Annotated in this window: 17 protein-coding genes and 1 tRNA gene; 6 read left to right on the top strand and 12 right to left on the bottom strand. The window is 62.8% G+C overall.

Going from position 1 to position 20,879, the window contains the following annotated elements; all coding sequences use genetic code 11:
• Positions 1–46: 46 nt before the first annotated feature.
• The 3 genes from AAAK34_RS04070 to AAAK34_RS04060 are packed head-to-tail and all read right to left on the bottom strand — an operon-like array spanning position 47 to position 6,230.
• Positions 47–1,666, bottom strand: a complete 1,620-nt coding sequence (locus AAAK34_RS04070) for an efflux transporter outer membrane subunit (RefSeq protein WP_431777773.1) — start codon at positions 1,664–1,666, stop codon at positions 47–49.
• The gene (locus AAAK34_RS04065; protein WP_231695354.1) at positions 1,659–4,928 is read right to left on the bottom strand and encodes an efflux RND transporter permease subunit; all 3,270 of its coding nucleotides are present in this window, start codon (positions 4,926–4,928) and stop codon (positions 1,659–1,661) included. Before AAAK34_RS04065 ends, AAAK34_RS04070 begins: the two co-directional genes overlap by 8 nt.
• Positions 4,929–4,946: 18 nt before the next feature.
• Positions 4,947–6,230 (bottom strand): efflux RND transporter periplasmic adaptor subunit, encoded by a 1,284-nt coding sequence (locus AAAK34_RS04060; protein ID WP_231695355.1) that lies wholly within the window; start codon positions 6,228–6,230, stop codon positions 4,947–4,949.
• Between the two features lie 218 nt (positions 6,231–6,448).
• On the opposite strand from AAAK34_RS04060, the gene AAAK34_RS04055 reads away from it, so the two are divergent.
• From AAAK34_RS04055 to AAAK34_RS04035, 5 genes are all read left to right on the top strand, one after another.
• Entirely contained in the window at positions 6,449–7,096 is a 648-nt protein-coding gene (locus AAAK34_RS04055; RefSeq protein WP_231695356.1) for a TetR family transcriptional regulator, read from the top strand.
• Positions 7,097–7,115: 19 nt separating this feature from the next.
• Positions 7,116–7,191 (top strand) — tRNA-Arg (locus AAAK34_RS04050).
• A 503-nt stretch (positions 7,192–7,694) separates the two neighbouring features.
• Positions 7,695–8,069: an antitoxin Xre-like helix-turn-helix domain-containing protein gene (locus AAAK34_RS04045; RefSeq protein WP_231695357.1), complete on the top strand. Its 375-nt coding sequence runs from the start codon at positions 7,695–7,697 to the stop codon at positions 8,067–8,069.
• Complete coding sequence (locus AAAK34_RS04040; RefSeq protein WP_231695358.1) at positions 8,066–8,767, top strand: RES family NAD+ phosphorylase; 702 nt, start codon at positions 8,066–8,068, stop codon at positions 8,765–8,767. Before AAAK34_RS04045 ends, AAAK34_RS04040 begins: the two co-directional genes overlap by 4 nt.
• 442 nt (positions 8,768–9,209) lie before the next feature.
• Entirely contained in the window at positions 9,210–10,223 is a 1,014-nt protein-coding gene (locus tag AAAK34_RS04035) for an extracellular catalytic domain type 1 short-chain-length polyhydroxyalkanoate depolymerase (protein WP_231695359.1), read from the top strand.
• Positions 10,224–10,421: 198 nt separating this feature from the next.
• Here AAAK34_RS04035 and AAAK34_RS04030 read toward each other — a convergent pair whose 3' ends face one another.
• From AAAK34_RS04030 to modA, 3 genes are read right to left on the bottom strand one after another with little or no spacing between them, the layout of a single operon-like run.
• Positions 10,422–11,594: an ABC transporter ATP-binding protein gene (locus tag AAAK34_RS04030; protein ID WP_231695360.1), complete on the bottom strand. Its 1,173-nt coding sequence runs from the start codon at positions 11,592–11,594 to the stop codon at positions 10,422–10,424.
• Entirely contained in the window at positions 11,591–12,256 is a 666-nt protein-coding gene (modB, locus tag AAAK34_RS04025) for a molybdate ABC transporter permease subunit (RefSeq protein ID WP_231695361.1), read from the bottom strand. Before modB ends, AAAK34_RS04030 begins: the two co-directional genes overlap by 4 nt.
• A 4-nt stretch (positions 12,257–12,260) precedes the next feature.
• Positions 12,261–13,052, bottom strand: coding sequence for a molybdate ABC transporter substrate-binding protein (gene modA, locus AAAK34_RS04020; protein ID WP_231695362.1), 792 nt, complete (start codon positions 13,050–13,052; stop codon positions 12,261–12,263).
• Positions 13,053–13,474: 422 nt separating this feature from the next.
• Here modA and AAAK34_RS04015 point away from each other — a divergent pair, with 422 nt between their 5' ends.
• On the top strand, positions 13,475–14,164 hold the full coding sequence (locus AAAK34_RS04015) for a TetR/AcrR family transcriptional regulator (RefSeq protein ID WP_231695363.1): 690 nt from the start codon (positions 13,475–13,477) through the stop codon (positions 14,162–14,164).
• 795 nt (positions 14,165–14,959) lie between these two features.
• Here AAAK34_RS04015 and AAAK34_RS04010 read toward each other — a convergent pair.
• From AAAK34_RS04010 to AAAK34_RS03985, 6 genes are all read right to left on the bottom strand, one after another.
• A complete protein-coding gene (locus tag AAAK34_RS04010) occupies positions 14,960–15,970 on the bottom strand; it encodes a tripartite tricarboxylate transporter substrate binding protein (protein WP_231695365.1) in 1,011 nt (336 codons plus the stop codon).
• 142 nt (positions 15,971–16,112) lie between these two features.
• Entirely contained in the window at positions 16,113–16,970 is an 858-nt protein-coding gene (locus AAAK34_RS04005) for a fumarylacetoacetate hydrolase family protein (RefSeq protein ID WP_231695366.1), read from the bottom strand.
• A gap of 30 nt (positions 16,971–17,000) precedes the next feature.
• Entirely contained in the window at positions 17,001–18,173 is a 1,173-nt protein-coding gene (locus tag AAAK34_RS04000; protein ID WP_231695367.1) for an acyl-CoA dehydrogenase family protein, read from the bottom strand.
• Positions 18,174–18,175: 2 nt separating this feature from the next.
• Positions 18,176–18,610, bottom strand: coding sequence for a heme-binding protein (locus AAAK34_RS03995; protein WP_231695368.1), 435 nt, complete (start codon positions 18,608–18,610; stop codon positions 18,176–18,178).
• 17 nt (positions 18,611–18,627) lie between these two features.
• Complete coding sequence (locus AAAK34_RS03990) at positions 18,628–20,199, bottom strand: AMP-binding protein (protein ID WP_231695369.1); 1,572 nt, start codon at positions 20,197–20,199, stop codon at positions 18,628–18,630.
• Positions 20,196–20,876: an enoyl-CoA hydratase/isomerase family protein gene (locus AAAK34_RS03985; protein WP_231695370.1), complete on the bottom strand. Its 681-nt coding sequence runs from the start codon at positions 20,874–20,876 to the stop codon at positions 20,196–20,198. Before AAAK34_RS03985 ends, AAAK34_RS03990 begins: the two co-directional genes overlap by 4 nt.
• Between the last annotated feature and the right edge of the window lie 3 nt (positions 20,877–20,879).

Here is a 20,879-nt window from a genome sequence, read left to right as displayed (position 1 = left end):
ATTCGCTGACGGCCGCAGAGCGGCCAAAGCAGGTGCCACGCGGGCGTCAGTTACCCAGTCGCCCGGCCGTTGAAGTCGCTTTCTCGGCGGGCTCAGTCCAGCCTCCTCCTAGCGCTTTGTACAGCTGAACCTCGTTGGCGCGCTGGGCCAGCCGCGTCTGCGCGAGTGCCTGCTCCGTTGCGAAGAGCGAGCGCTGAGCGTCGAGCAAATCGAGGTAGCTCGCAATGCCATTTCGGTAGCGCAAATCAGCCAGGCGGAATCGATCTCGCTCGGCCACAGCCTGCGCTTCCAGCGCGACCAACTGGGCACTGAAAGTGGCACGACCGGCCAGAGCGTCGGCGGCCTCGCGAAACGCGCTCTGTATGGCCTTTTCGTATTGAGCCACCGCGATCTCGCGGCCGGCCTGGGCTGCATCCAGGTTCGCCTGGTTGCGCCCCATGTCAAAGATGGGCAGCGTCACGCTGGGGCCGAAGGACCAGGCGCCCACGCCGCCCGAGCCAACCAACCCCTCAAGGTTGGTACTGGCGCGACCTGCGCTGGCCGTCAGTGTGATGCGCGGGAAGAAATTCGCCCGTGCCGCACCGATGTTGGCGTTGGCAGCGATCAGTTGCTGCTCTGCGGCGCGAATGTCCGGCCGGCGCAGCAACACCTCAGAAGACAAGCCGGAAGGAACTTCGGTAAAAGTGGACAGATCGCCCGCTGGCGCGACTGGCAGCGTGGGCTGTGTCAAATCAGTCGGCGCCGGAGTTGCAACCACTGGCGGCACTGTGGGAATCAGCCGCTCAGGCACGGGCTGGCCGACCAGCAGAGTGAGCATGTTGATGTCCTGCGCACGCAAGCGCTGTTGCTGCGCCTGCGCGGCCTGCGCTGATGCCGCCAGCGATTCCGCCTGCCGCATGTCGAGTGCGGATGAGGCACCATTGTCGAAACGCAGCTTGGTCAGGCGCAATGATTGATCGCGCGTGGCGAGCGTACGCTCAGCCAGCGCCAACAGTTCAGTATTGGCCTGCAAGGAAAGCCACGCGCTGCTCACCGCAGCGACCAGGCTGATCTGCGCGGCCTTGCCGGCTTCCTCTGTAGCCAGGTACTGCGCCAGCGCCGCGTCCTTGAGCGAGGCCACGCGGCCGAAGAAATCCAGCTCCCACGAAGTAATGCCCACGCCAAGCGTATACACCGAACTCACGCTGGGGCCATCTGTGCCAGCGCTCGCGTTAGGAGCCGTGCGCGTGCCCGCCAGGCTCGCCCCCACGGTGGGAACTTGGTCAGCGCGTCGGATCTGGTATTGAGCGCGGGCCTGCTCGATGTTCAGCGCCGCCACCCGCAGATCGCGGTTGTTCGTGATGGCCAAATCAATCAGCTCACGCAGCCGTACATCGTGCACGAACTGCTGCCAGGGCAGGTCGGCTGCAGCGGTTCCACTGACTGCTTGCGCGCCCGCAGTGTCAGGCCACTGAGTGGCCACGGGAGCGGCTGGCCGCTCATAAGCCGGTATGAATGAGCAACCCGAGAGCACGCCCACCAATGCCACTGCTGCCAAAGGACGGAATACGCGCTGGCGCGATGCCGACGCAAAAGCAGCGCCCTGACGGCTTTCATTTTGAACGCTGAGCATTGTGCGCTGAGCCCCTGCTTTCAGAAGATGAGTCTGTTCGTGGTGCTTATTCATGGCTGTCCTTTTTGGCCTTTGTAGCCGGCGGAGGCTCGGCGCCTGCGTGCATGGCGCGACGTTCTTCCTCGGAAAGACCTTCCTCCGCGGCTGCCACATAGGCATGTGCGGCTTCGGCAGTGATACCGGCATGTGCCGCATGATCAGCAAAACGCTCACGCTCACGTTCCGTGGTCTTGAAGATGCGGCGCACCACCACGAAGAAGATCGGCACAAAGAACACTGCCAAGCTCGTTCCAACGATCATGCCACCAATCACGCCAGTGCCAATCGCACGCTGGCTGGCCGAGCTCGCACCGCTGGCAAGCGCCAGTGGAAGCACACCAAGAATAAAGGCCAGCGAGGTCATCACGATCGGGCGGAAGCGAAGGTGCGCGGCTGCCAGCGCTGACTCGATGGCGCTCATGCCTTGCGCCTGCAGATCCTTGGCAAACTCGATGATCAAAATAGCGTTCTTGGCAGACAAACCGATGATGGTGATCAGGCCCACCTGGAAGTAGACGTCGTTGGTCATGCCTCGTCCGGTCACGGCCAGCAGAACCCCCAGCACACCCAGCGGCACCACCAGAATCACAGCCAGCGGGATCGACCAGCTCTCATAGAGGGCTGCCAGTGCAAGCAGCACCGCCAGAATGGCGAATCCGTAGAGGATCAACGCCTGATTGCCGGCAAGCTTTTCTTCGCGCGACTGGCCGGTCCACTCGAAAGCAAACCCTGGCGGCAGCTTCTCCGCAAGCAGTTCCATTTCGCGCATCGCGTCGCCCGTGCTGAAGCCCGGAGCGGCGGAGCCGGCGATACGCATGGCGGGATAGCCGTTGTATCGAATTGTCTGCACCGGGCCGGTGATCCAGCGCGTGGTAGCAAAGCTTGACAGAGGCACCGCTTGGCCCTGGCGGTTGAGCACCGTCAGTTTCAGGATGTCGTCGGGCTGCATGCGGGCGTGCGCATCAGCCTGCACGACCACGCGCTGCATACGCCCGGCATTGGGGAAGTCATTCACATAAGCCGACCCCAGCGACGCCGAAATGGTGCTGTTGACCGCAGCAAAATTCACGCCTTGCGCAGCGGCCTTGTCGCGGTCAATGTCTACCTGCAACTGAGGCGCATCTTCCAGGCCATCGGGGCGAACGCCTGCCAGCACCTTGCTTTGCATTGCCATGCCTAGCATCTGGTTGCGCGCGGCCAGCAGAGCCTCGTGACCATTTCCGCCGCGGTCTTGCAGGCGGAACGTGAAGCCCGAACTCGCGCCCAACTCAGGAATTGGTGGCGGGCTCAAAGTGAAAATGAAGGCGTCGCGAATTCCAGAGAGCGCACCCATCGCACGACCGGCGATGTCATCCGCACCTTGCCCCGGAGCCTTGCGCTCGTCCCACGGCTTGAGGGTAACGAACGACAGCGCGGCGTTCTGACCTTGGCCAGAGAATGAGAAACCCATCACTGCCACCATGCTCTCGATCTCCGGCTGCTTGAGCATGTAATCTTCAACTTGCTCAACCACACGTTGCGTACGCTCCATAGTCGCGCCGGGCGGCAGCTGCATGTTGACCAGCAGGTTACCCTGGTCTTCCTGCGGCAGGAAAGACGTGGGCAGGCGAACGTAAAGGTAGCCCACCACCACGCCAAGAGCCACATAAATCAGCATCAGCCGGCCACTCCGACGCAGCAGTTTGGCGACGATGCTCTCGTAGCCCTTGGCCGTGTGATGGAAACGACGGTTGAACCAGCCGAAGAAGCCTTTCTTCTCGTGGTGATGCCCAGCCTCCACGGGCTTGAGAAGCGTGGCACACAGGGCCGGCGTCAGCGACAGCGCCATAAACGCCGAGAAGAAGATCGACACCGCCATGACTGCGGAGAACTGCCGGTAAATGTTACCGACAGAACCGGCAAAGAAGGCCAGCGGCACGAACACCGCGATCAGCACCACCGTCACGCCAATAATGGCGCCTGAGATCTGACTCATGGCTTTGCGTGTGGCCTGCAGCGGTGGCAAGCCCTCTTCGCTCATGATCCGCTCGACGTTCTCCACCACCACGATGGCGTCATCCACCACGATACCGATCACCAGCACCATGCCGAACATCGTCAACACGTTGATCGACATACCGAACGCCAGCAGAGCGCCAAAGGTCCCCAGCAGCGCCACGGGCACCACAATGGTCGGGATGATGGTGTAGCGCCAGTTCTGCAGGAACAGGAACATCACCAGAAACACCAGCAAAATGGCTTCTGCCAGTGTCTTGACCACCTCGTTGATGGAAATCTTTACGAACTCGGAGCTATCGTAAGGAATAGCCCAGTGCATGCCCTTGGGGAAATAGGGCTCCAGCTCAGCCATGCGAGCCTTCACGGCTTCGGAAGCAGCCAAGGCATTGCCAGACGTGGACAGCTGAACCCCAAGGCCTGCACCCGGTTCGCCGTTCAGTCGCGCCTCAGTGGAGTAACTTTGCGCGCCCAGTTCAATACGTGCCACATCCTTCAAACGCACCGTGCTGCCATCAGCATTGGCGCGAAGCACCACATTGCCGAATTGCTCAGTCGTGCTGATCTGGCCTGGCACCACCACGGTCGCCGAAATGGACTGACCAATCGCCAGCGGCAAATCGCCGATTGCGCCAGCAGCCACCTGCGCGTTCTGCGCTTGAATGGCACTGGCGACGTCCGCGGTGGAGAGGTTGTAACTTTGCAGCTTGGCAGGATCAACCCAGACGCGCATGGAACGCTCCGCGCCGAACATCTGCACCTGGCCAATACCTGGCAGGCGTTGCAACTCGGGCTGGATGTTGCGCGACGCATAGTCGGACAACTGCGTGACATCCAGATCCGGATTGGACGACGACAGCATCACGAACAACAGGAAGTTCGAGCGCGATTTTTCCACCCGCACACCTTGCTGCACTACCGAAGTAGGCAGGCGCGGCGTGGCCCGCGAAAGCCGGTTTTGCACATCCACCTGCGCCAGATCGTCATCCGTGCCTGGTTCGAAGGAAAGCGTGATGGTGCCCGTGCCGTTAGCCTGCGCCACCGATTCCATGTAGGCCAGCCCGGGCGAGCCGTTCATTTCGCGCTCGATCACCGACAACACAGCGTCTTCGAGCGTTTGAGCCGACGCGCCAGGATAGGCTGCGCTGAGCACAATGGTGGGCGGCGCCACCGGCGGGTACTGCGCAATAGGTAACTGGGTGATCGCGGTCAACCCGAGCACCATGATGAAGAGCGCGATCACCCATGCAAAGATCGGGCGATCAATAAAGAATTTGGCCATGCCGTGAGCTCCCGCCGCTTATTGGGATGCCGCCGATGCGGGGGCTTGCGCTGCGGGCACGCCCGAAGCTGGGGCTTGAGGAGCCGGCGCGGCACCACCCGCAGCCGGCGCCGAGCCGCCCGTCCATGGCACGGCTTTCACGGTCTTCACACCCGGCATGAGCTTCATCACCCCTTCAACGATCACCTGATCGCCAGGCTGGAGCCCCTCGTGGATGACCCATGATCCGCCCTGCGCCTCGCCCACCTTCACAGGACGCGGGGCAAACGAACCGTCGGGTGCCACTACCAGCACGCTATCACCTTTGCTTCCGCGTGTAACAGCCTGTTGCGGCAGCAAGATGGCGTTATTCACTTGCGCCTGCTCGATCCGGGCGCGCACATACATGCCGGGCAACAGCAAGCCCTGTGGGTTGGGCACTTCCGCGCGTAAACTAACCTGACCAGTGGCCGGATCAACTGACAGATCCGAGAAAAGCAACTTGCCGGCACTGCCGTAAAGGCTGCCATCTTCCAGCACCACCTGAACCTTGGCAGCTTCGCTGCCGCTGGCGCGCGCGAGTTTGCCGCTTTGGAGCGCCTGGCGCAGCTTCATGACGTCGCCGGCCGACTGGGTAATATTGACGTAGAGCGGGTTGATCTGCTGAATGACCGCCAATTGCGTAGGTTCGCCCTGCCCCACCAAAGCACCTTCAGTGACCAGCGCCCTGCCGATGCGGCCGCTGATGGGTGCCGTGACGGTGGCATAACCCAGGTTGATGCGCGCTGTTTCCACGGCAGCACGTGCAGCCAGGACATCGGCATCCGCCTGAGCCTTGGCCGCCACCGCATTGGCATATTCCTGCTTGCTGACAGCGTTGGCGGCCACCAATGGCTTGTAGCGCTCGGCCAGCGCTGCAGCCTGCGTCTGGCTGGCAAGCGCGCGTGCCACGTTGGCCTGCGCGCTCTGAAGCGCTGCGTTATAAGGAGCGGGATCAATGGCGAACAGCTGCTGCCCCGCCTTCACATCACTGCCTTCAGAAAAGAGCCGCTTCTGCAGAATGCCAGCAGCGCGCGCACGAACCTGCGCCACTCGAGCAGCCTCCAGCCGGCCCGGCAATTCGGTCGTCAAGGTCACGGAGCCTGGCTGCACTGCAACCACACCCACCTCAGGCGGCGGCATGCCGCCTTGAGCGGCCGCACCGGGCGCGCCGCCTCCATCCTTATTGCCGCAAGCGGCAAGTGAAAGAGCCAGCAACACCCCGGCACCTACAGGCAACCAGCGGTGCGGCGACGGAGAACGAGCGGCACGATTGACGGACATGATGGTTTCTCTTGCTTTTTTTGAGGGAGTCGCGCTGAGCCTGCGCAGGCTTCTGCGGGAACAAAACGCACGGTAGCCACCGGAATCTAGCAGCAACCCACGAATTAGCCGATTAAAAGTAAATGAAATTATACATACATTCAAGCATGTATATGTTAAGATTTAACGAAATATTCCCCGCTTCACACCCTTCAGGCTTCTTTAACAGCACAGATCTCATGGCCCGCCGCACCAAGGAAGACGCCCAAGCCACGCGCACAGCCCTGCTGGACGCGGCGGAGCGCGTGTTCCAGCAGCGTGGCGTATCGCGAACTTCCTTGAACGAAATCGCGCAGGCGGCTGGCGTCACCCGGGGCGGGTTGTACTGGCACTTCAAAGACAAGGCGGCCTTGTTCAACGCCATGATGGAGCGCGTCACCCTGCCGCTGGAAACGGCGCTCACCGGCGTAGCTGAAGACTGCACCGACCTGTGCGACCCGGTCGCCGCGTTGCGTGCAGGGCTCATGCACGCTCTGCGCCAGATTGCGCGTGACCCTCAAACCCGCCGCGTGCTGCAAATCGCCACCATGATGGTCGAGCACACTGAAGAGCTGGGTCCCGTGCGTGACCGCCACCTGCAGTCCCAGCGCGACAGCGTTCGCCGCCTGCACGCTGCGCTGGAATGCGCTGCCCGGCTGGAAAACGTCGCCCTCCCCGCTCCGGTAGAACATCTGGCAAACGGTATGCACGCCACCATGCACGGGCTTGTGTACAACTGGCTACTGGAGCCCTCCTTCGATCTTGAGGCCACCGGTTTGACCACCCTGAACGTCTTTTTGCGTGGAATTGGCCTCACACCCACAATATCGACCTCTAATAAGGGATAATGCCGGGCTTACCTGATACGCGGCTGTAGCTCAGTGGATAGAGTATCGGCCTCCGAAGCCGAGGGTCGTGGGTTCGATCCCCGCCAGCCGCACCAAATCAATGACTCACGTGGGTCTCGCATTCCCGCGCCACAGTCAAAGGTCATGGTTTCGACCATGTGAACTCTTTGATCCATCTGTGGCCCATGCGTAGCCCACAACTTTGGGCCGGTTGCTTGTCTTGACTCAATCTTGACCATCAGCCTCATGGACTGAGAACTGGCCAGAATCTGATCAACCGCTGAGCAGTGGCTGATGCCTTGCCCCCGGCGGCCGCACTCACGCAGCCCGCGATCAGCGGTCATGCCGCCCGACAGCCGGCGTGAACTTGACTGGCTGCTCTCTGACTTGCATTAGTCGTTGACTACCACTCAAAGCTCACAGCGCCTGCATAACAGCCAATCAATATGAACCGTATGAGCCAATTGAGCCATACAAGCTGATCGACTCGGCATGAGGTGGCATCCTTCAGCTAAAGCACTGGTCACTTTCATTTTTCCATGTAAATATTACACGATGACGTGATAATATTTCATTTGAAAGAAAGGGAGATCCGCTGATGAACCCGCAAGCTATCCCCAAAGTTGATCCGGGGCATGTCCTTGCCAAGGCCACGCTCCGTGCCAGTGACCTGCTGGGACTGTCTGGTGCAGCCCTGTCGCGTGTCATCGGCGTGAGCGAGCCCACAGTGTCGCGTTTAACCAAGGGCCAGCGAGGCCTGGACCCCCGCTCCAAAGAGGGGCAGCTTTCGCTGCTGCTGGTGCGGGTGTATCGGTCCCTCGACGCGCTGGTGGGCACCGACGGCGAGAAACGCCTCGCCTGGATGCGCAGCCATAACAAAGCACTGGGCGACAAGCCGGTGAATTTGATCGAGAACCCCGAAGGCCTTGTGGCAACCTTGAGCTACCTCGACGGGATGCGGGCGCCAGCATGACCGATGCCGTGTGGAGTCCAGACTGGTTCAACATTGGGGTGGCGCACCAGACCATGAAGGCCTGGCGCGGCGTCGAGGCGCAGCATGTTGTCGCGACCATGCGGCTGGTGGACTCCCCGGACGAGCAGACTGTGCTGGAGTCGTTGCTAGAAGGCAGCAAACCCCGTGTCCCCGCCATGAAAGCGCACAAGCACTTCCTGATCTTCACGCCCTTCCGCTATCGCCCACAGCACCCCAGCCGCTTCCGCAAGGGCGGGACGCTGGGTCTTTGGTATGGTGCCGAAGAGCTCTATGCTGCCTGCGCGGAAGTGGCCTACTGGCGGCACCGTTTCGTGCTGGACAGCGCCGGCCTGGCCATGGGCGACCTGGTGACCGAGCACACCTTTTTTCAGGCAGCGATCGACGGTTCGGCCATCGACCTGATGGCACCTCCTTGGGTGGCGGCTCGATCGACCTGGACCCACGGCAGCGACTACACGCACACCCAGGCGGTGGCCCAGGCGGCTGCCGAAAACGGCGTGCAGTGGATCTGCTACGAATCAGTCCGGGCGCCAGAGTATCGGTGCGCTGCGGTGCTGGACGTGGAAGCACTGGACATCGTGGCCAACGGCACCACACAGCAGACCTGGCATTGCAAGGCCAACCGGGATGCAGTCATGCTGGTACATGGGCAGGACCGCTACGCCTGGGATTTTTGAGACCCGACCTTCAAGGAGTCGCGCGCAAGCTTTGCCATTGAGCGCGAAGCACATCAGGATGACAAGGTCCGCCATTTCGCCGCAGCCACCGGCGAGTTCAGTGTCCGGCCGGATGACTCCATGGCATCAGAGCACCTACTGGACTTGCCAAGTACCGTGCTGGCCCCGAATGCGCTGCGGGTGGGCATCCGCAATTCACCAGTGTTTGTAGGCGTCGTGCAATATGCATCGTGCAACGGTCGCCAGCGAACCGCGAGCAAAACTTAAACACGCGCTCATGCCCCAGTAGGTTGGCGCTGAGCGCAGCGAAGCCCAACAGACGGTGCCATCAAACTGGCGATCGGTGTTGGGCTTCGCTGCGCTCAGCGCCAACCTACAGAAGTTTAGTGGTCTGTGCGCACTCGCACATCCAGCGCATCGGCTGAAGTGCAGAATGGAACTAATGAAAAAACGATCAAGCACGTCCGCTTGGGCCAAGAGTTTCGAGCGGAGCTTTGTGGCGATGACCCGCCTGGCCAGCGCTTCCGGCGCCCGGGCGCTCACCAAGGTGCTGAAGCCTGCGGCGGCCAGTCGCAAACCGCCACCTGGAGACGGCTCGTGGATTCCTGGCGTGGTGGCCGGAGCGAACGGTGTCCGGCGCTTTCGGCTCTATCGCCCGCCAGGGGTCGCGTTCGGTGAACGGCTTCCGCTCATGGTGATGCTGCACGGCTGCGGTCAGGACGCCAACAGCTTTGCCAAAAGCACGCGCATGAACCGCATCGCGATGCGCGAGCGCTTTCTGGTGCTCTATCCTGAGCAGGACCGCATCGCCAATGCACAGGGTTGCTGGAACTGGTTCGACACGAAAACCGGCCGCGCCTTTGGCGAAGCCGCGTTGATCATGCAAGCGATTGACCAAGTCTGCCTGATGTATCCCGTGGACAAGGCACGCGTGGCCGTCGCCGGGCTGTCGGCAGGAGCGAGCATGGCTGCCTTGCTGGTCACTCGCCACCCTGGGCGGTTCCAAGCCGTTGTCATGCACTCGGGGATTCCGCCCGGCACCGCCAACTCCAGCCTATCGGCCCTGGGCGCCATGCATGGTCATCGCCTCACGAGCCCTTTGTTGGCCACCCCCGGCACGATGGAGGCAGACTGGCCTCCCTTGCTGGTCATCCACGGCGACGCGGACACCGTGGTCTCACCCAGGAATGGCCATTCCGCGGTTGCGGTATGGGCCCACGCAGCAGGGGCGCAAGCAAGTCAGGCGCGCAGCCTCCAGCGAGGCAAGCGCTACCCGATGGCGGTTACCGATTTCAAGCGCAAGGCAAGCACAGTAGCGACTCTGGTCGAAGTCAATGGCTTGGCCCACGCCTGGAGCGGTGGCGCCGCGGGCAAAGCCTTCAGTGACGGAAAGGGGCCCGATGCCTCACGCATGGTCTGGGCTTTTGCGGCAAGGCAGTTTCGCTCGAACGCGTGAGTACGGCGCCGGCCATGGGCGGCCCGTGTCTTTTCACTGATCTGAGAGGCGAGCGGTGCGAATCCATCCTGACTGACTTCCACGATTTTCGTTTGATGCGTGATGGAGGGTAAGCACCCACCCACATCTGACATTGAGTTGAATGACTGCTCTTATCCCCTCATTATTTGAGTCGATAAGGCTTTCCACACGAGTAGATCAGCCAGGATTGATTGGCATAACGTGCACCCAGTCGCAATCCAGCAGAACCTGAATTGTTTTTCCAACCTCCAGGTGACGCCGCTCAGGTCCGGAGCGCGTCAACCGGAAAGACGCCCCATCTACGCCGCTGATAGCTGCTACAGCCAGCGAGGTCTCTCCAAGGTTACGCACGGCCGTGACGGAGGCCTCCAGCGACATCCAGTCGCTCGCCTCAGCGCTCGGGAAGCTTCCCTCGAAACCCGCAAGGCGCAGGCCATCTCCCTGAATGACCCAGGTCAGCGACTGCCCAGGGGACAGCCGCCCCTTGTCCTTCACCCGCAGGCGCGGCCCGGTTAAGTCTCCAGTGATGGACAGCCATTCCAGCCAACCCTTTTGCTCGGTCGCATCGGCGTCGTCAAGCGGGCCCAGCCAGCGGCCGTGGAAACGGTTCTGCACCCCCATGAGGTCGGCCACACGGGCGTTGCGGGGCGAGCGATAGACCTGCGCCGGAGCGCCTTGCTGCAGAACCTTGCCCGCATCCATCACCACCATGCTATCGGCCAGATGGCGGGCTTCCACCAGATCGTGGGTGACCAGGACGATGGGAATGTGCAGATCTCTTCGCAATTCGGCCAGCAACTCGTACAAGCCCTGGCGGCTCATCTGGTCCACCGCCGAGAAAGGCTCGTCCAGCAGCAACAGCCTTGGCTCCCGAGCCAAGGCACGCGCCACCGCCACGCGCTGCTGTTGGCCGCCAGATAAGGCTGATGGCTTGCGGGTCTGCTGCTCATCGGTGAGCCTGACATGAGTCAGCCAGTGCCGGGCCCGCTCCCTGCGCTCCCTGGCTGACAAATGCAGCAGCGACAAGCCCACATCATCCAGCGCCGAGAGGTGGGGCATGAGGGCGTAGTTCTGGAACACCAGCCCCACATGCCGTTGCTGAGGCGCCAGGTAGATTCCTGCGTTTGTGTCACACCAGACCTCGCCTCCCACCGCGATGGTGGCATGGGTCGGCTTCATCAGGCCGGCGAAAACTCGAAGCATGGAGGTCTTGCCTGCACCGGATGGCCCTACGATGGCCAGCATTTGCCCAGCAGCGCAATTGAACTCGCCCTCCAGAGGCATGGGGAGGTGTTGCGAAACGCGTACATGCAGCCCTGCGGCCGTGTTTACGGCAGGCGGCGTGGTCATTTTGTTTTTAGGGTACGGGCAGTGGCAAAGAAGGACGCGGCCACAGCAGCCAGTGACAGAAGCAACAGCAGCAAGGCCATCTGGTCTGCGCTGCGTAGGTCGAATGCCTGCACCCGGTCGTAGATGCTGATGGCGATGGTCTTTGTCTCGCCCGGGATGCTCCCACCCATCATGAGCACCACGCCAAACTCGCCAAGCGTATGCACGAAAGTCAGGACCGCAGCGGACAAAATCCCGGGCCAGGCTAGCGGCAACTCCACCCGAACGAAGGTCTGCCACGGCCCAAGCCCGCTCACCGCCGCCGCCTCTGAGAGGTTGGCAGGTATCGCCTCGAAGGCCCGCTGAATGGGCTGGACCATGAACGGGATGTTGAAGATGACCGAGGCGATGAGCAAACCCAGGAAGTTGAAGGTGAGCCGAATGTCAAATGTTTCCAGTACCCACGCGCCGATGGGCGATGCACCACCCAGCGACACCAGCAGGTAGTAGCCAAGCACCGTGGGCGGCAACACCAGAGGCAGCACCACGGCCGCCTCCACCAGCGCCTTGCCTGTGAAGGCCGAGCGAGCCAGCCAGCGGCCCACCCAGAGGCCAAGGGGCAGCAGCACCACCAGCGTGACCGCCGCCAGCTCCAGAGACAGGATCAGGGCTTGCCAGTCCATGAGGTCACTGATTCGGCATGGCGAAGCCGTACTTCACCATGATGGCCTGCGCCTCCGGCGTGGACAGGTAGCTATAGAAAGCCCGAGCCGAGGCCGGGGCGCCCTTCATGAGCACCATGCGCTGTGCCAGCGGCTTGTGCCAGGATTCGGGAATCAGTGCGAAGTCCCCCAGGCGGGCCACCTGAGGTGCCAGAGCCAGCGAGTAGGCAATGATGCCGCCATGGGTGGAGCCGGAGGTGGCAAACTGGGCCGTCTGGGAGATGTTCTCGCCATACACCAGCAGCGGCTCGATGCGAGACCACAGACCCGCGTGCTGCAGCGCCTCCTTCGCCCGCATGCCATAGGGCGCGTGATCGGGTGTCGCGATGGCGAACTTCTTCAACCGCCCATCGGCCAGCGCAGCGGCCAGGTCTTTGAGTTCGCCGTCTGCTTTGAGCGGACCACCCTTGGGCACCATTACACCAATGCGGCCATAGGCGTAGAGGCGGCCCCGGTCGGCCGTCTTGCCCGCATCGGCCAGCTTGAACACAAAATTCTCATCGGCCGACATGAAGAGGTGGAACGGCGCTCCTTGAAGAATCTGCGAGTAAAAGTTGCCCGAGGAGCCAAATACCAGCCGCAGTCGCTGCCCAGTGCGACTCTCGAATTGGGAGGCCACTTCCTCGATGGCGAACTTGAGATCCGACGCTGCCGCCAACGTGGACACCTCCTGAGCCTGCACCCGGAGCATGTGTGTCCCCAGCAGCGAACCCACGGCTAAGGACAACAGGAGGGCGGGTCGGCGCCGAATCAGCATGCTACTTTCCAGGACGAGCTACGAAGATGATTCGACATCTTGCCATATAGATACCGAACTACGGAGATGTCGTCTTGGATGCGAGGGTGGACCCTTTGCGACGAGAACCACGGGAAAAACGTTAACACGCATTCATGCCCCCAGTAGGCTGGCGCTGAGCGCAGCGAAGCCCAACAGACGGCGTTACCAATTTGACGGTCCGTGTTGGGTTTCACTGCGCAACAGCCTGAGCAGATGGAGCTCCGCTACTTACGCCCTCAACGCTCAACGCCAGGAGACGAAGAACTCAGACATCAAGGGGCCAGTCAAGAAATACCGTTGGATAGAGTTGCATACCGGGCAAGATGAATACACTGTCCCGTGCTTTCCAATCGCCAACAATTCCAGCAATCCCGTTGCCCAGGCCCTTGACCCACCCCGACATGCGTTCCTCCCTTGTCAGCGATAAGCCGCACACTGGTGCCGAAGACACCCGAACCCGAATCCTGGCTGTCGCCACGAAGGCATTTGCGGAAATGGGCATAGAAAACGTGTCCATGCGGGAGCTGACGAAGCTCGCCGGCGCCAACGTCGCAGCCATCAACTACCACTTCGGCAGCAAGGAGGGTTTGGCCGAGTCCATCTTCGAAGAAATGTCCCCGCGCCTGAACAACATGCGGCTTCGGGAGCTGGAGGAGGTATTGCAGGAGGCAGCCGCGCAAAGCAAGCGCCCCTCGGTTTCAGCCATTGTCGACAGCTTCACCAGACCTTATCTGGACCCCGCTTTCAGCCAGGAAGGCAGGCTGTTGGCTCAACTGGTGCTCAAGCATCGCCTGTCACCCTCGCCGATGACCCAGCGAATCATTTCGCGGCACTTCGATCCCATGGCCCGCCAGTACATGCGTGCGTTTGCCCTGGCTTGCCCGGATGTCGATCCAGATAAGTTTGCCTGGAGGTACATGTTCATGACCGGCGCTGTGGTCCTCGCTGCGACCGACCAGAACAAGGGCAATCGCATCACCGCCCTGAGCGAAGGCCGACTCGACGCCACACAACCGGACGCACTGGCCAAAGAGCTTCGTGAGTTCGTCGAAGGCGGCCTGCGCTTCGACTTTGAATCTGCCAAACCGTGACTTAAGGCCAGGGTCCTGTACAGTAGTCTTGCTGTGCGAGGCTTCCCGGCACATTGCTCTAGGACAGCAAACTGCCAACCAAGCAGAGACGCATTCTTTTCTCAAGGTCTGTCATCTACTTGTCGATAAAAGTGTCTCTTGGAGAACAGGTCGTCAACTCGCTGGCCTGAAGATCGACATCGGGCATTCACTGCCGTGGCCGAAGCGGGATCCCTGGGCTGGCGCGGCGCGGGTTCTTCCCTCAGCCGGCGTGCCGGCGCCGTTGATTTCCGCGTGCTATGCGGCTCCATCGCCATGCCTTGCGAAGGCGGTGGCACCTCCGTACTTCTCTATTCCAGCGCCAAGGCGCCGCGCTACATCAGCATGCAGGTGGGCTACCTAGATGCGGGCGACATGCTGCGCCTGGCTAGCCCGCAGGGAATGAAAATCAGCTTGTTCGGCAAGACGGGTGTGGCCCCGGATCTCGGGGTCTATGTGCGCGTGGGGACGTTCTTTGGGCGTTCCGTGTCGTCGCTGACGCCGTCGTCGTATGGCAAGGGCTCGGAGGTTTCGTACGGGATGGGCGTGAGCTTCAAGTTGTCGCGCAAGGCGTCGGGGGCCCTGAGGTGGACAGCTATGACTTCCGGACGTCGACGGGGAACGCGCAGGTGTGGGCGGCGAGTCTGCGGTTGCAGTGGCGGTATTAGCCTGTCCAGGGTGTTGAAAAAGCCGCCCAGTGCGCGGCTTTGCTTTTGGGGAGCCCTGGACCCCACCTTCGCGGGGGAACGGGGAGAGAGTGGGGGTGACGAGGAGGCCTTACACCAGCCGCGCTTTCAGCTCGTCGACGACCGTCTTCCACTTCCTGCGGTCGTCCGCGAGGAACGCGCTCATCTTGCTCGGGTCCACGCTGGGGACTTCCAGACCATTCTTCCCGATCGCGTTCTGCTGATACTCCGGAGACTGGACGACGGCCCAGATCTGCTCGGACAACCATGCGAGGACCGGCTCCGGGGTTGCGGAGTTCATCACGAGACCGAACCAACCACGCGCCTCGAAGCTGGGTAACTCGCCTTGGGCGAACGTCGGCAGCTCGGGCAGTTGTGCCAGTCGCCGCGATCCCGAATACGCAATCGCACGAAGCTTGCCGGCGCGGATATGGGGCAGCGGTCCAGAGGGTGCGGAGATCATGGCCTGCACGCGGCCGGCCATCAGGTCGAGCGTCGCGGGGGCCACGCCCTTGTAGGGCACATGCACGGTCTCGATGCGGGCCTCCCGATTGAGCAGTTCCATCATGATGTGCGGCTGGCTGCCGATGCCGAAGGACGCGTAGCTCAGCTTTCCCGGATTCTTGCGTGCATGCGCGATGAATTCTGGGAGTGTTTTCACGGGGACGTCCGGCGCGACGGACAGGATGGACCCGTACTGGGCCAGTAGCGCGCCCCCCACGAAATCCTTGCCGGGATCGTATGGCACATCGACCTTGGTCACGGGGGCAATGGCGGGGGCAAGTGCCAGTCCGGCCTCGTTGGCCATCAGAATCGTGTAGCCGTCGGCCGGTGCGGCCAGCACATAGCTCGCTCCGATCATCGTGTTGGCGCCGGGCTTGTTCTCGATGATCACGGGCTGGCCTATCCGATCGCCCAGCATCTGCGCCATGGGGCGAGCCAGCGCGTCGGCGGGACCGCCCGGAGGGAAGGGAACGACGATGCGCAGCGGCTTGGTGGGAAAGCCTGCCGGCTTTTCGACACCTTGCGCCCACGCGGGCAAGCCGATGCCGGCTGCCATGCTGCTTCCCATCCAATGCATCAACTGTCGACGTTTGACCATCTTGTCTCCTTCTGGTTGCTGTCCACTTAAATGATTCGGTGCATGCCCATGTTGGCGCAGCGGCGTGGGCTTGCCAATGCCACCGGCTCGATTGCCGGCATGCGTCAAGTCGGATACCCGGGAGTACCCTTGGGTTCGAGGCTCAGTCCATCCTTACCTCGTTACACAGTACGCCGATACCGCTGACTTCCACTTCAACGCGGTCCCCCACCTGGAGGAACAACGGAGGGTTGCGCGCCATACCGACGCCGCCCGGCGTACCGGTGACGATCACGTCTCCCGGGGCCAACGGCAGCAACGTCGAGCAGTAGGCGATTAGCTCCGGGATCGGAAAGATCATCAAGTTGGTGTCCGACTGCTGAACCACGGCCCCGTTCAGGCGCGTGGTGAGTTGCAGAGGCTTCGACTGCACATCCAGCTCGTCGGCCGTGACCATCCACGGGCCGAAGCCGCCGGTGGCCGCGAAATTCTTGCCCGGGCCCCACTGCGTGGTGTGGAACTGCCAGTCGCGGACCGAGCCGTCGTTGTAGCAGGCATAGCCCGCAACATGCGACCAGGCGTCTTCGGACCGGATGCGGCGACCGCCGCGCCCGATCACTAGTGCCACCTCGCCTTCGAAGTCAAACTGCGCCGATTCCCGCGGGTGCAGGAGCGGCTGGCCGTGTGCGACCTGCGATTCCGCGTAGCGCATGAACACCGTGGGATACGGCGACTTGCGGATCCGCGTTTCCTCCAGATGGTCGGCGTAGTTCACGCCTATGCAGAAGACCTTGCGAGCGTCGGGCACGACCGGCAGGTATTGGACAACTTCAAGTGCGGCGTCGGGCTGGCGCGCTTGTGCTGCCGTGCGGCGAGCAAGCTCCAGCCCGTCGTCAAGTGCCAGCAATTCACGCAAGGAGCGGCAGCGCCCACCGAGTCGCTCGCCCAGGTCAACGATGCCGCCCTCTGTGACGACGCCGAAGGTATCGCGTCCAGCTATGTGAAAGGATCCGAGTTTCATAGGTTCATCTTCCGCATTCGTCGATAAAGCTCAGCGCATCTTCAGCCCCATCGTCGCTGCGATGGCGTTGCGCTGCATCTGCGAACTGCCGGCGCCCACGGTGGTGCTGCGGGCGTCGCGGAAGTGCCGCTGGATCTCGTATTCCATGCTGTAGCCGTAGGCACCAAACACCTGCATGCCCTGGTTGGAAACCTTCGCGTAGGTCTCCGATCCGAACAGCTTTGCCATCGAGACTTCACGCGCGGCGTCACTCCCCTGCATCAGGACCGCAGCGGCGCGCTCGAGGAGCAGGCGTGCGGCGTCCACCTCCGTTTGCATGTCGGCCAGCATGTGTCCTATCACCTGGAACTCGCCGATGGCGCGGCCGAACTGCTCACGCTCCTTGGCGTAGGCCAGCGAGATGTCAACCACCTTCTGGGCCGATCCGACGTAGCCGGCCGAGGTGAGCAGCCGTTCGGTCTGCAGGCAGGCGAGCAGGCCGCTCCAGCCTTCGTTCAAGCCGCCGACGAGAAGGTCCTCGGGCACGAAGACGTCGTCGAAGAACACCTCGTAGGTGCCGGTCGCGCGCCGTCCCAGCATGTCGAGCTTGCGACACTGCACACCGGTAGCGTTGTTGGGCACCAGGAACATCGACAGGCCTTTGCGCGGGGGTGCATCAGGGTCGGTGCGCGCCAATACCTGCAACACGTTCGCCTTCGCGCCGGCGGCGGTGTTCCACAGCTTCTGGCCGTTGAGCACCCAGCCGCCTTCGACGCGCTTGGCGGTGGTGCGCAAGGCGCTTACATCCGAGCCGGCCCCCGGCTCGCTGATGCTGGTGGATAGGCGGATACGTCCGTCCAGCAGCGCGGGCAGGAATTCCTGCTTCTGGGCCTCTGAGCCTACCTTCAACAGCGTGAGCGCCGTGTAGAGCGGCACACTGTAGGCGGTGTAGACGTCGTAGCTCCAGTAGGCGAGGTCCTGCGAGATAAGCAACAGGTCCTTGAGGTCACCACCGATGCCGCCATAGGCCTCTGGAAACCCGATGCGCAGGAGTCCGAGCTCGGTCCAGGCGTCGTAGATCTCGTAGGGGTAGCGTGCTTCATTGTCAATGGCACGCAGGTACTCCGGCGTTGCAAGTTGCGCCATCACACGCTGCAGACTGTCGCGGTATATGCGCTGGTCCTCGGTGGGTGCACCGATCAGCGATTGACTTTCGAAATTCATCTTCAATCTCCTGTGTCCGCGTGCAGACCCGCGGCCTCGATGGCAGCCACGGCGCAAGCTTCGTCGTTTTCGGCGGTATCGCCGCTGATGCCTACGGCCGCCAGCAGCCGACCCTGGCCATCCCGCACCAGCACGCTGCCGCGCACCGTGACCATGCGGCCTTGGGAAATGGCGTTCAAGCTTGCAACGAATCCGGGGTTCTGTTCGGCGCGGCGCGCCAGCTCCCGTCCGCCCACTCCCATGTTGAGAGCTCCCGCAGCCTTCGCCGTGGCAATGTCGGTGCGCAGCAGGCTGGTGCCCTCCTGCGCCAGCAGCACCTGGGTACAGCCGCGCGCATCGAGCACCGCGATGGCCAGCGGCGCCAAGGACTTCCGCCGTCCGGTTTCGAGTGCCGCGTTGGCGATGCCTTGCGCCTGGTCGAGTTTCAGTGAGTCCATCGTTCGTTCCTTGGTATTCAGTTCACGGCGCGCTGGCGCTCGCCCCAGAAGGGCTTACGCAGGCTCGGCTTGTCGATCTTCTGCACGTGCTGCAGGCGAGGAAGCGCCGACAGGAACTCGATCGCGCGGGGCTTCTTGTAGCCGGCCAGGCGCTCCTTGCAGAATTCGATGAGGTCCGCCTGCGAAAGCGGCGGCGCGCCGGGCCGCAGGACCACGAACGCATGCACTGCCTCGCCCCAATGCACGTCCGGAACACCGATGACCGCCGACTCCAGGACGCTGGGATGCGCCTCGAGAGCGCGCTCCACTTCGGAGCTGTAGATGTTCTCGCCGCCGGAGACGATCATGTCCTTCAGGCGGTCCATGATGTAGAGGTACTGCTCCTCGTCCAGCCGCGCAGCGTCGCCGGTGCGCAGCCAGCCGTCCACCAGGACCTGGCCGGTGAGCTCCGGGTTGTTCCAGTAGCCGTTCATCACCGCGCCGGAACGCAGCCAGATCTCGCCTTCCTCGCCGGGCTCGCAAGGCTTGCCATCGACGCGGCGCAGCTGGATTTCGCAACCCAGGTGCGCCTGTCCCGCAGAACGCAGCCGGTGCGCGCCCGTGCCATGCATGGCCTCGCTGTGCACGAACTTGTGCAGCACGGTGCCGATACCACCGGCCTCGGTGAGTGCGTAGTACTGCAGGAGCTTCGTGCCGAAGGCGCGCATCGCACGTGCCAGCGTGTCTTCGGGGATCGGCGACGAAGCGTACTTCACTGACTCGAGCCGGCTGAAATCCAGCGTGCGGTCGCCGATCACGTCGAGCACCGAGCGCAGCATGGTCGGCGCGAGATGGATGTCCGTAACTTCACCGCTCTCCAGCTCCCGGACGATGCGCTCGGCGTCGAACTTCCGATGCAGCAGCATCGTTGCACCGTTGACCAGGTAACCCATGCGCTGCGCAGTCGCCCCAACGTGGAAGAGCGGCATCACCACGATCTGCACGCTGTCCGGGCGCACCCCCGCCGGCGCCGCCAGCAGGCGTCCCGATTCCACGAGACCACCGTGCGACAGCATCACGCCCTTGGGCCGGCCCGTGGAGCCGCTCGTGTAGATAATGTAGGCCGTGTCCTTGGGCGAAGGCACGCTCGCCGGCAGTGAGTCGGAGGCCTTCAGGGCTGCGGCCTGCAGCGACCGCGGCCCGCCTTCGCCTTCGGCGATCAGGAGGACCTGCATCGGATGGGCGGCGACTGATTGCAGCGCGTGTGCCGTGCCCGCGAATTCCTCGTCGGCGACCAGCACGCCGGGCGTGCAGTCGCACGTGATAACGGCCAGTTCCGCGTCCGCCAGGCGGTGGTTCAGGGGGACGGCGATGGCGCTGGAGAGCTCGCAGGCGGACAGCGTCTCCACCATCTCAATGGAGTTGCGCGCGAGGACGGCGACTCGGTCGCCCGCCCGGATGCCGGCGCCGGCCAGTACGTTGGCCACGCGGGCGGCGCCGCGCAGCAGCTCTAGGTGGCTCACGCGGCGATCGTCGCAAACGACGGCGGCGCGCTGCGGATAGAACGCGGCATTGCGGCACAGGATGGCGTGAAGGTGGGGATCTCTCATGAGGCTTGCAATCCTTTGAGGCGGCCGGCAATGGTGCGCGCGAGCCGCAGTGTTTCGGGTTCCAGTTCGGCTGGCGGCAGCAGGTTCGTGACGAGTCCCCAGCGCTGTGCCTGTGCCGCGTCGAAAGGGCGGCCGGTCAGGGCGGCGTATGAGGAAGCGCGGACCGAAAGGGCATTGCGTGCGGACTTCGCGATCGGCCCGCCGGGGACGAAGCCGAAGTTGATCTCGGGCAAGCCGAAGATCGCGCTGTCGTCGGCAAGCACGATGTCCGCGCACTCAAGGATGGGCAACGCTCCTCCGAGGCAGTAGCCCGACACCGCCGCGATGCGCACCTGTGGCAGGTTGCGCAGCTGCCGCGCGCGCCAGTTGTCGGTCGCCGCGCGCGCCCGCTTCAGCGTGGCGGCATCGCGCTCGGACTGGTCGAAAAAGTCTTTCATGTCCATACCGGCGCAGAAATGGCTGCCGCAGCCATGAAAAACGAGCACGCAGCTTTCCGTGTCTCCGAGCGCGGCCTGTGCCAGCCGCTCGATCTCCAGGGTCATCTCCACGCCGATCGCGTTGCGCTTAGCCGGGCGGTCGAATCCCACGGTCAGCACGCCGCCATGGCGACGCACCTGCAGCTCGCGGAAGACGCCCCAGTGAGCGGGCAGCGCGGTGGGCAGCTCGTCGAAGCTCATGGC

The sequence above is a fragment of the Ottowia caeni genome (assembly GCF_050821495.1).
In the GTDB taxonomy this organism is placed as follows: domain Bacteria; phylum Pseudomonadota; class Gammaproteobacteria; order Burkholderiales; family Burkholderiaceae_C; genus Ottowia; species Ottowia caeni.
This window is presented reverse-complemented; position numbering and strand designations above follow the sequence as displayed.

Excerpts from the sequence above, each read along its gene's own strand:
- AAAK34_RS04055 (WP_231695356.1), top strand. The coding sequence starts at position 6,449 with ATGGCCCGCCGCACCAAGGAAGACGCCCAAGCCACGCGCACAGCCCTG.
- AAAK34_RS04040 (WP_231695358.1), top strand. The coding sequence starts at position 8,066 with ATGACCGATGCCGTGTGGAGTCCAGACTGGTTCAACATTGGGGTGGCG.
- modA (WP_231695362.1), bottom strand. The coding sequence starts at position 13,052 with ATGCTGATTCGGCGCCGACCCGCCCTCCTGTTGTCCTTAGCCGTGGGT.
- AAAK34_RS04030 (WP_231695360.1), bottom strand. The coding sequence starts at position 11,594 with ATGACCACGCCGCCTGCCGTAAACACGGCCGCAGGGCTGCATGTACGC.
- AAAK34_RS04035 (WP_231695359.1), top strand. The coding sequence starts at position 9,210 with ATGAAAAAACGATCAAGCACGTCCGCTTGGGCCAAGAGTTTCGAGCGG.
- AAAK34_RS04010 (WP_231695365.1), bottom strand. The coding sequence starts at position 15,970 with ATGGTCAAACGTCGACAGTTGATGCATTGGATGGGAAGCAGCATGGCA.
- AAAK34_RS03995 (WP_231695368.1), bottom strand. The coding sequence starts at position 18,610 with ATGGACTCACTGAAACTCGACCAGGCGCAAGGCATCGCCAACGCGGCA.
- AAAK34_RS04000 (WP_231695367.1), bottom strand. The coding sequence starts at position 18,173 with ATGAATTTCGAAAGTCAATCGCTGATCGGTGCACCCACCGAGGACCAG.
- AAAK34_RS04005 (WP_231695366.1), bottom strand. The coding sequence starts at position 16,970 with ATGAAACTCGGATCCTTTCACATAGCTGGACGCGATACCTTCGGCGTC.
- AAAK34_RS04065 (WP_231695354.1), bottom strand. The coding sequence starts at position 4,928 with ATGGCCAAATTCTTTATTGATCGCCCGATCTTTGCATGGGTGATCGCG.
- AAAK34_RS04015 (WP_231695363.1), top strand. The coding sequence starts at position 13,475 with ATGCGTTCCTCCCTTGTCAGCGATAAGCCGCACACTGGTGCCGAAGAC.
- AAAK34_RS04070 (WP_431777773.1), bottom strand. The coding sequence starts at position 1,666 with ATGAATAAGCACCACGAACAGACTCATCTTCTGAAAGCAGGGGCTCAG.
- AAAK34_RS04045 (WP_231695357.1), top strand. The coding sequence starts at position 7,695 with ATGAACCCGCAAGCTATCCCCAAAGTTGATCCGGGGCATGTCCTTGCC.
- AAAK34_RS03985 (WP_231695370.1), bottom strand. The coding sequence starts at position 20,876 with ATGAGCTTCGACGAGCTGCCCACCGCGCTGCCCGCTCACTGGGGCGTC.
- AAAK34_RS03990 (WP_231695369.1), bottom strand. The coding sequence starts at position 20,199 with ATGAGAGATCCCCACCTTCACGCCATCCTGTGCCGCAATGCCGCGTTC.
- AAAK34_RS04060 (WP_231695355.1), bottom strand. The coding sequence starts at position 6,230 with ATGTCCGTCAATCGTGCCGCTCGTTCTCCGTCGCCGCACCGCTGGTTG.
- modB (WP_231695361.1), bottom strand. The coding sequence starts at position 12,256 with ATGGACTGGCAAGCCCTGATCCTGTCTCTGGAGCTGGCGGCGGTCACG.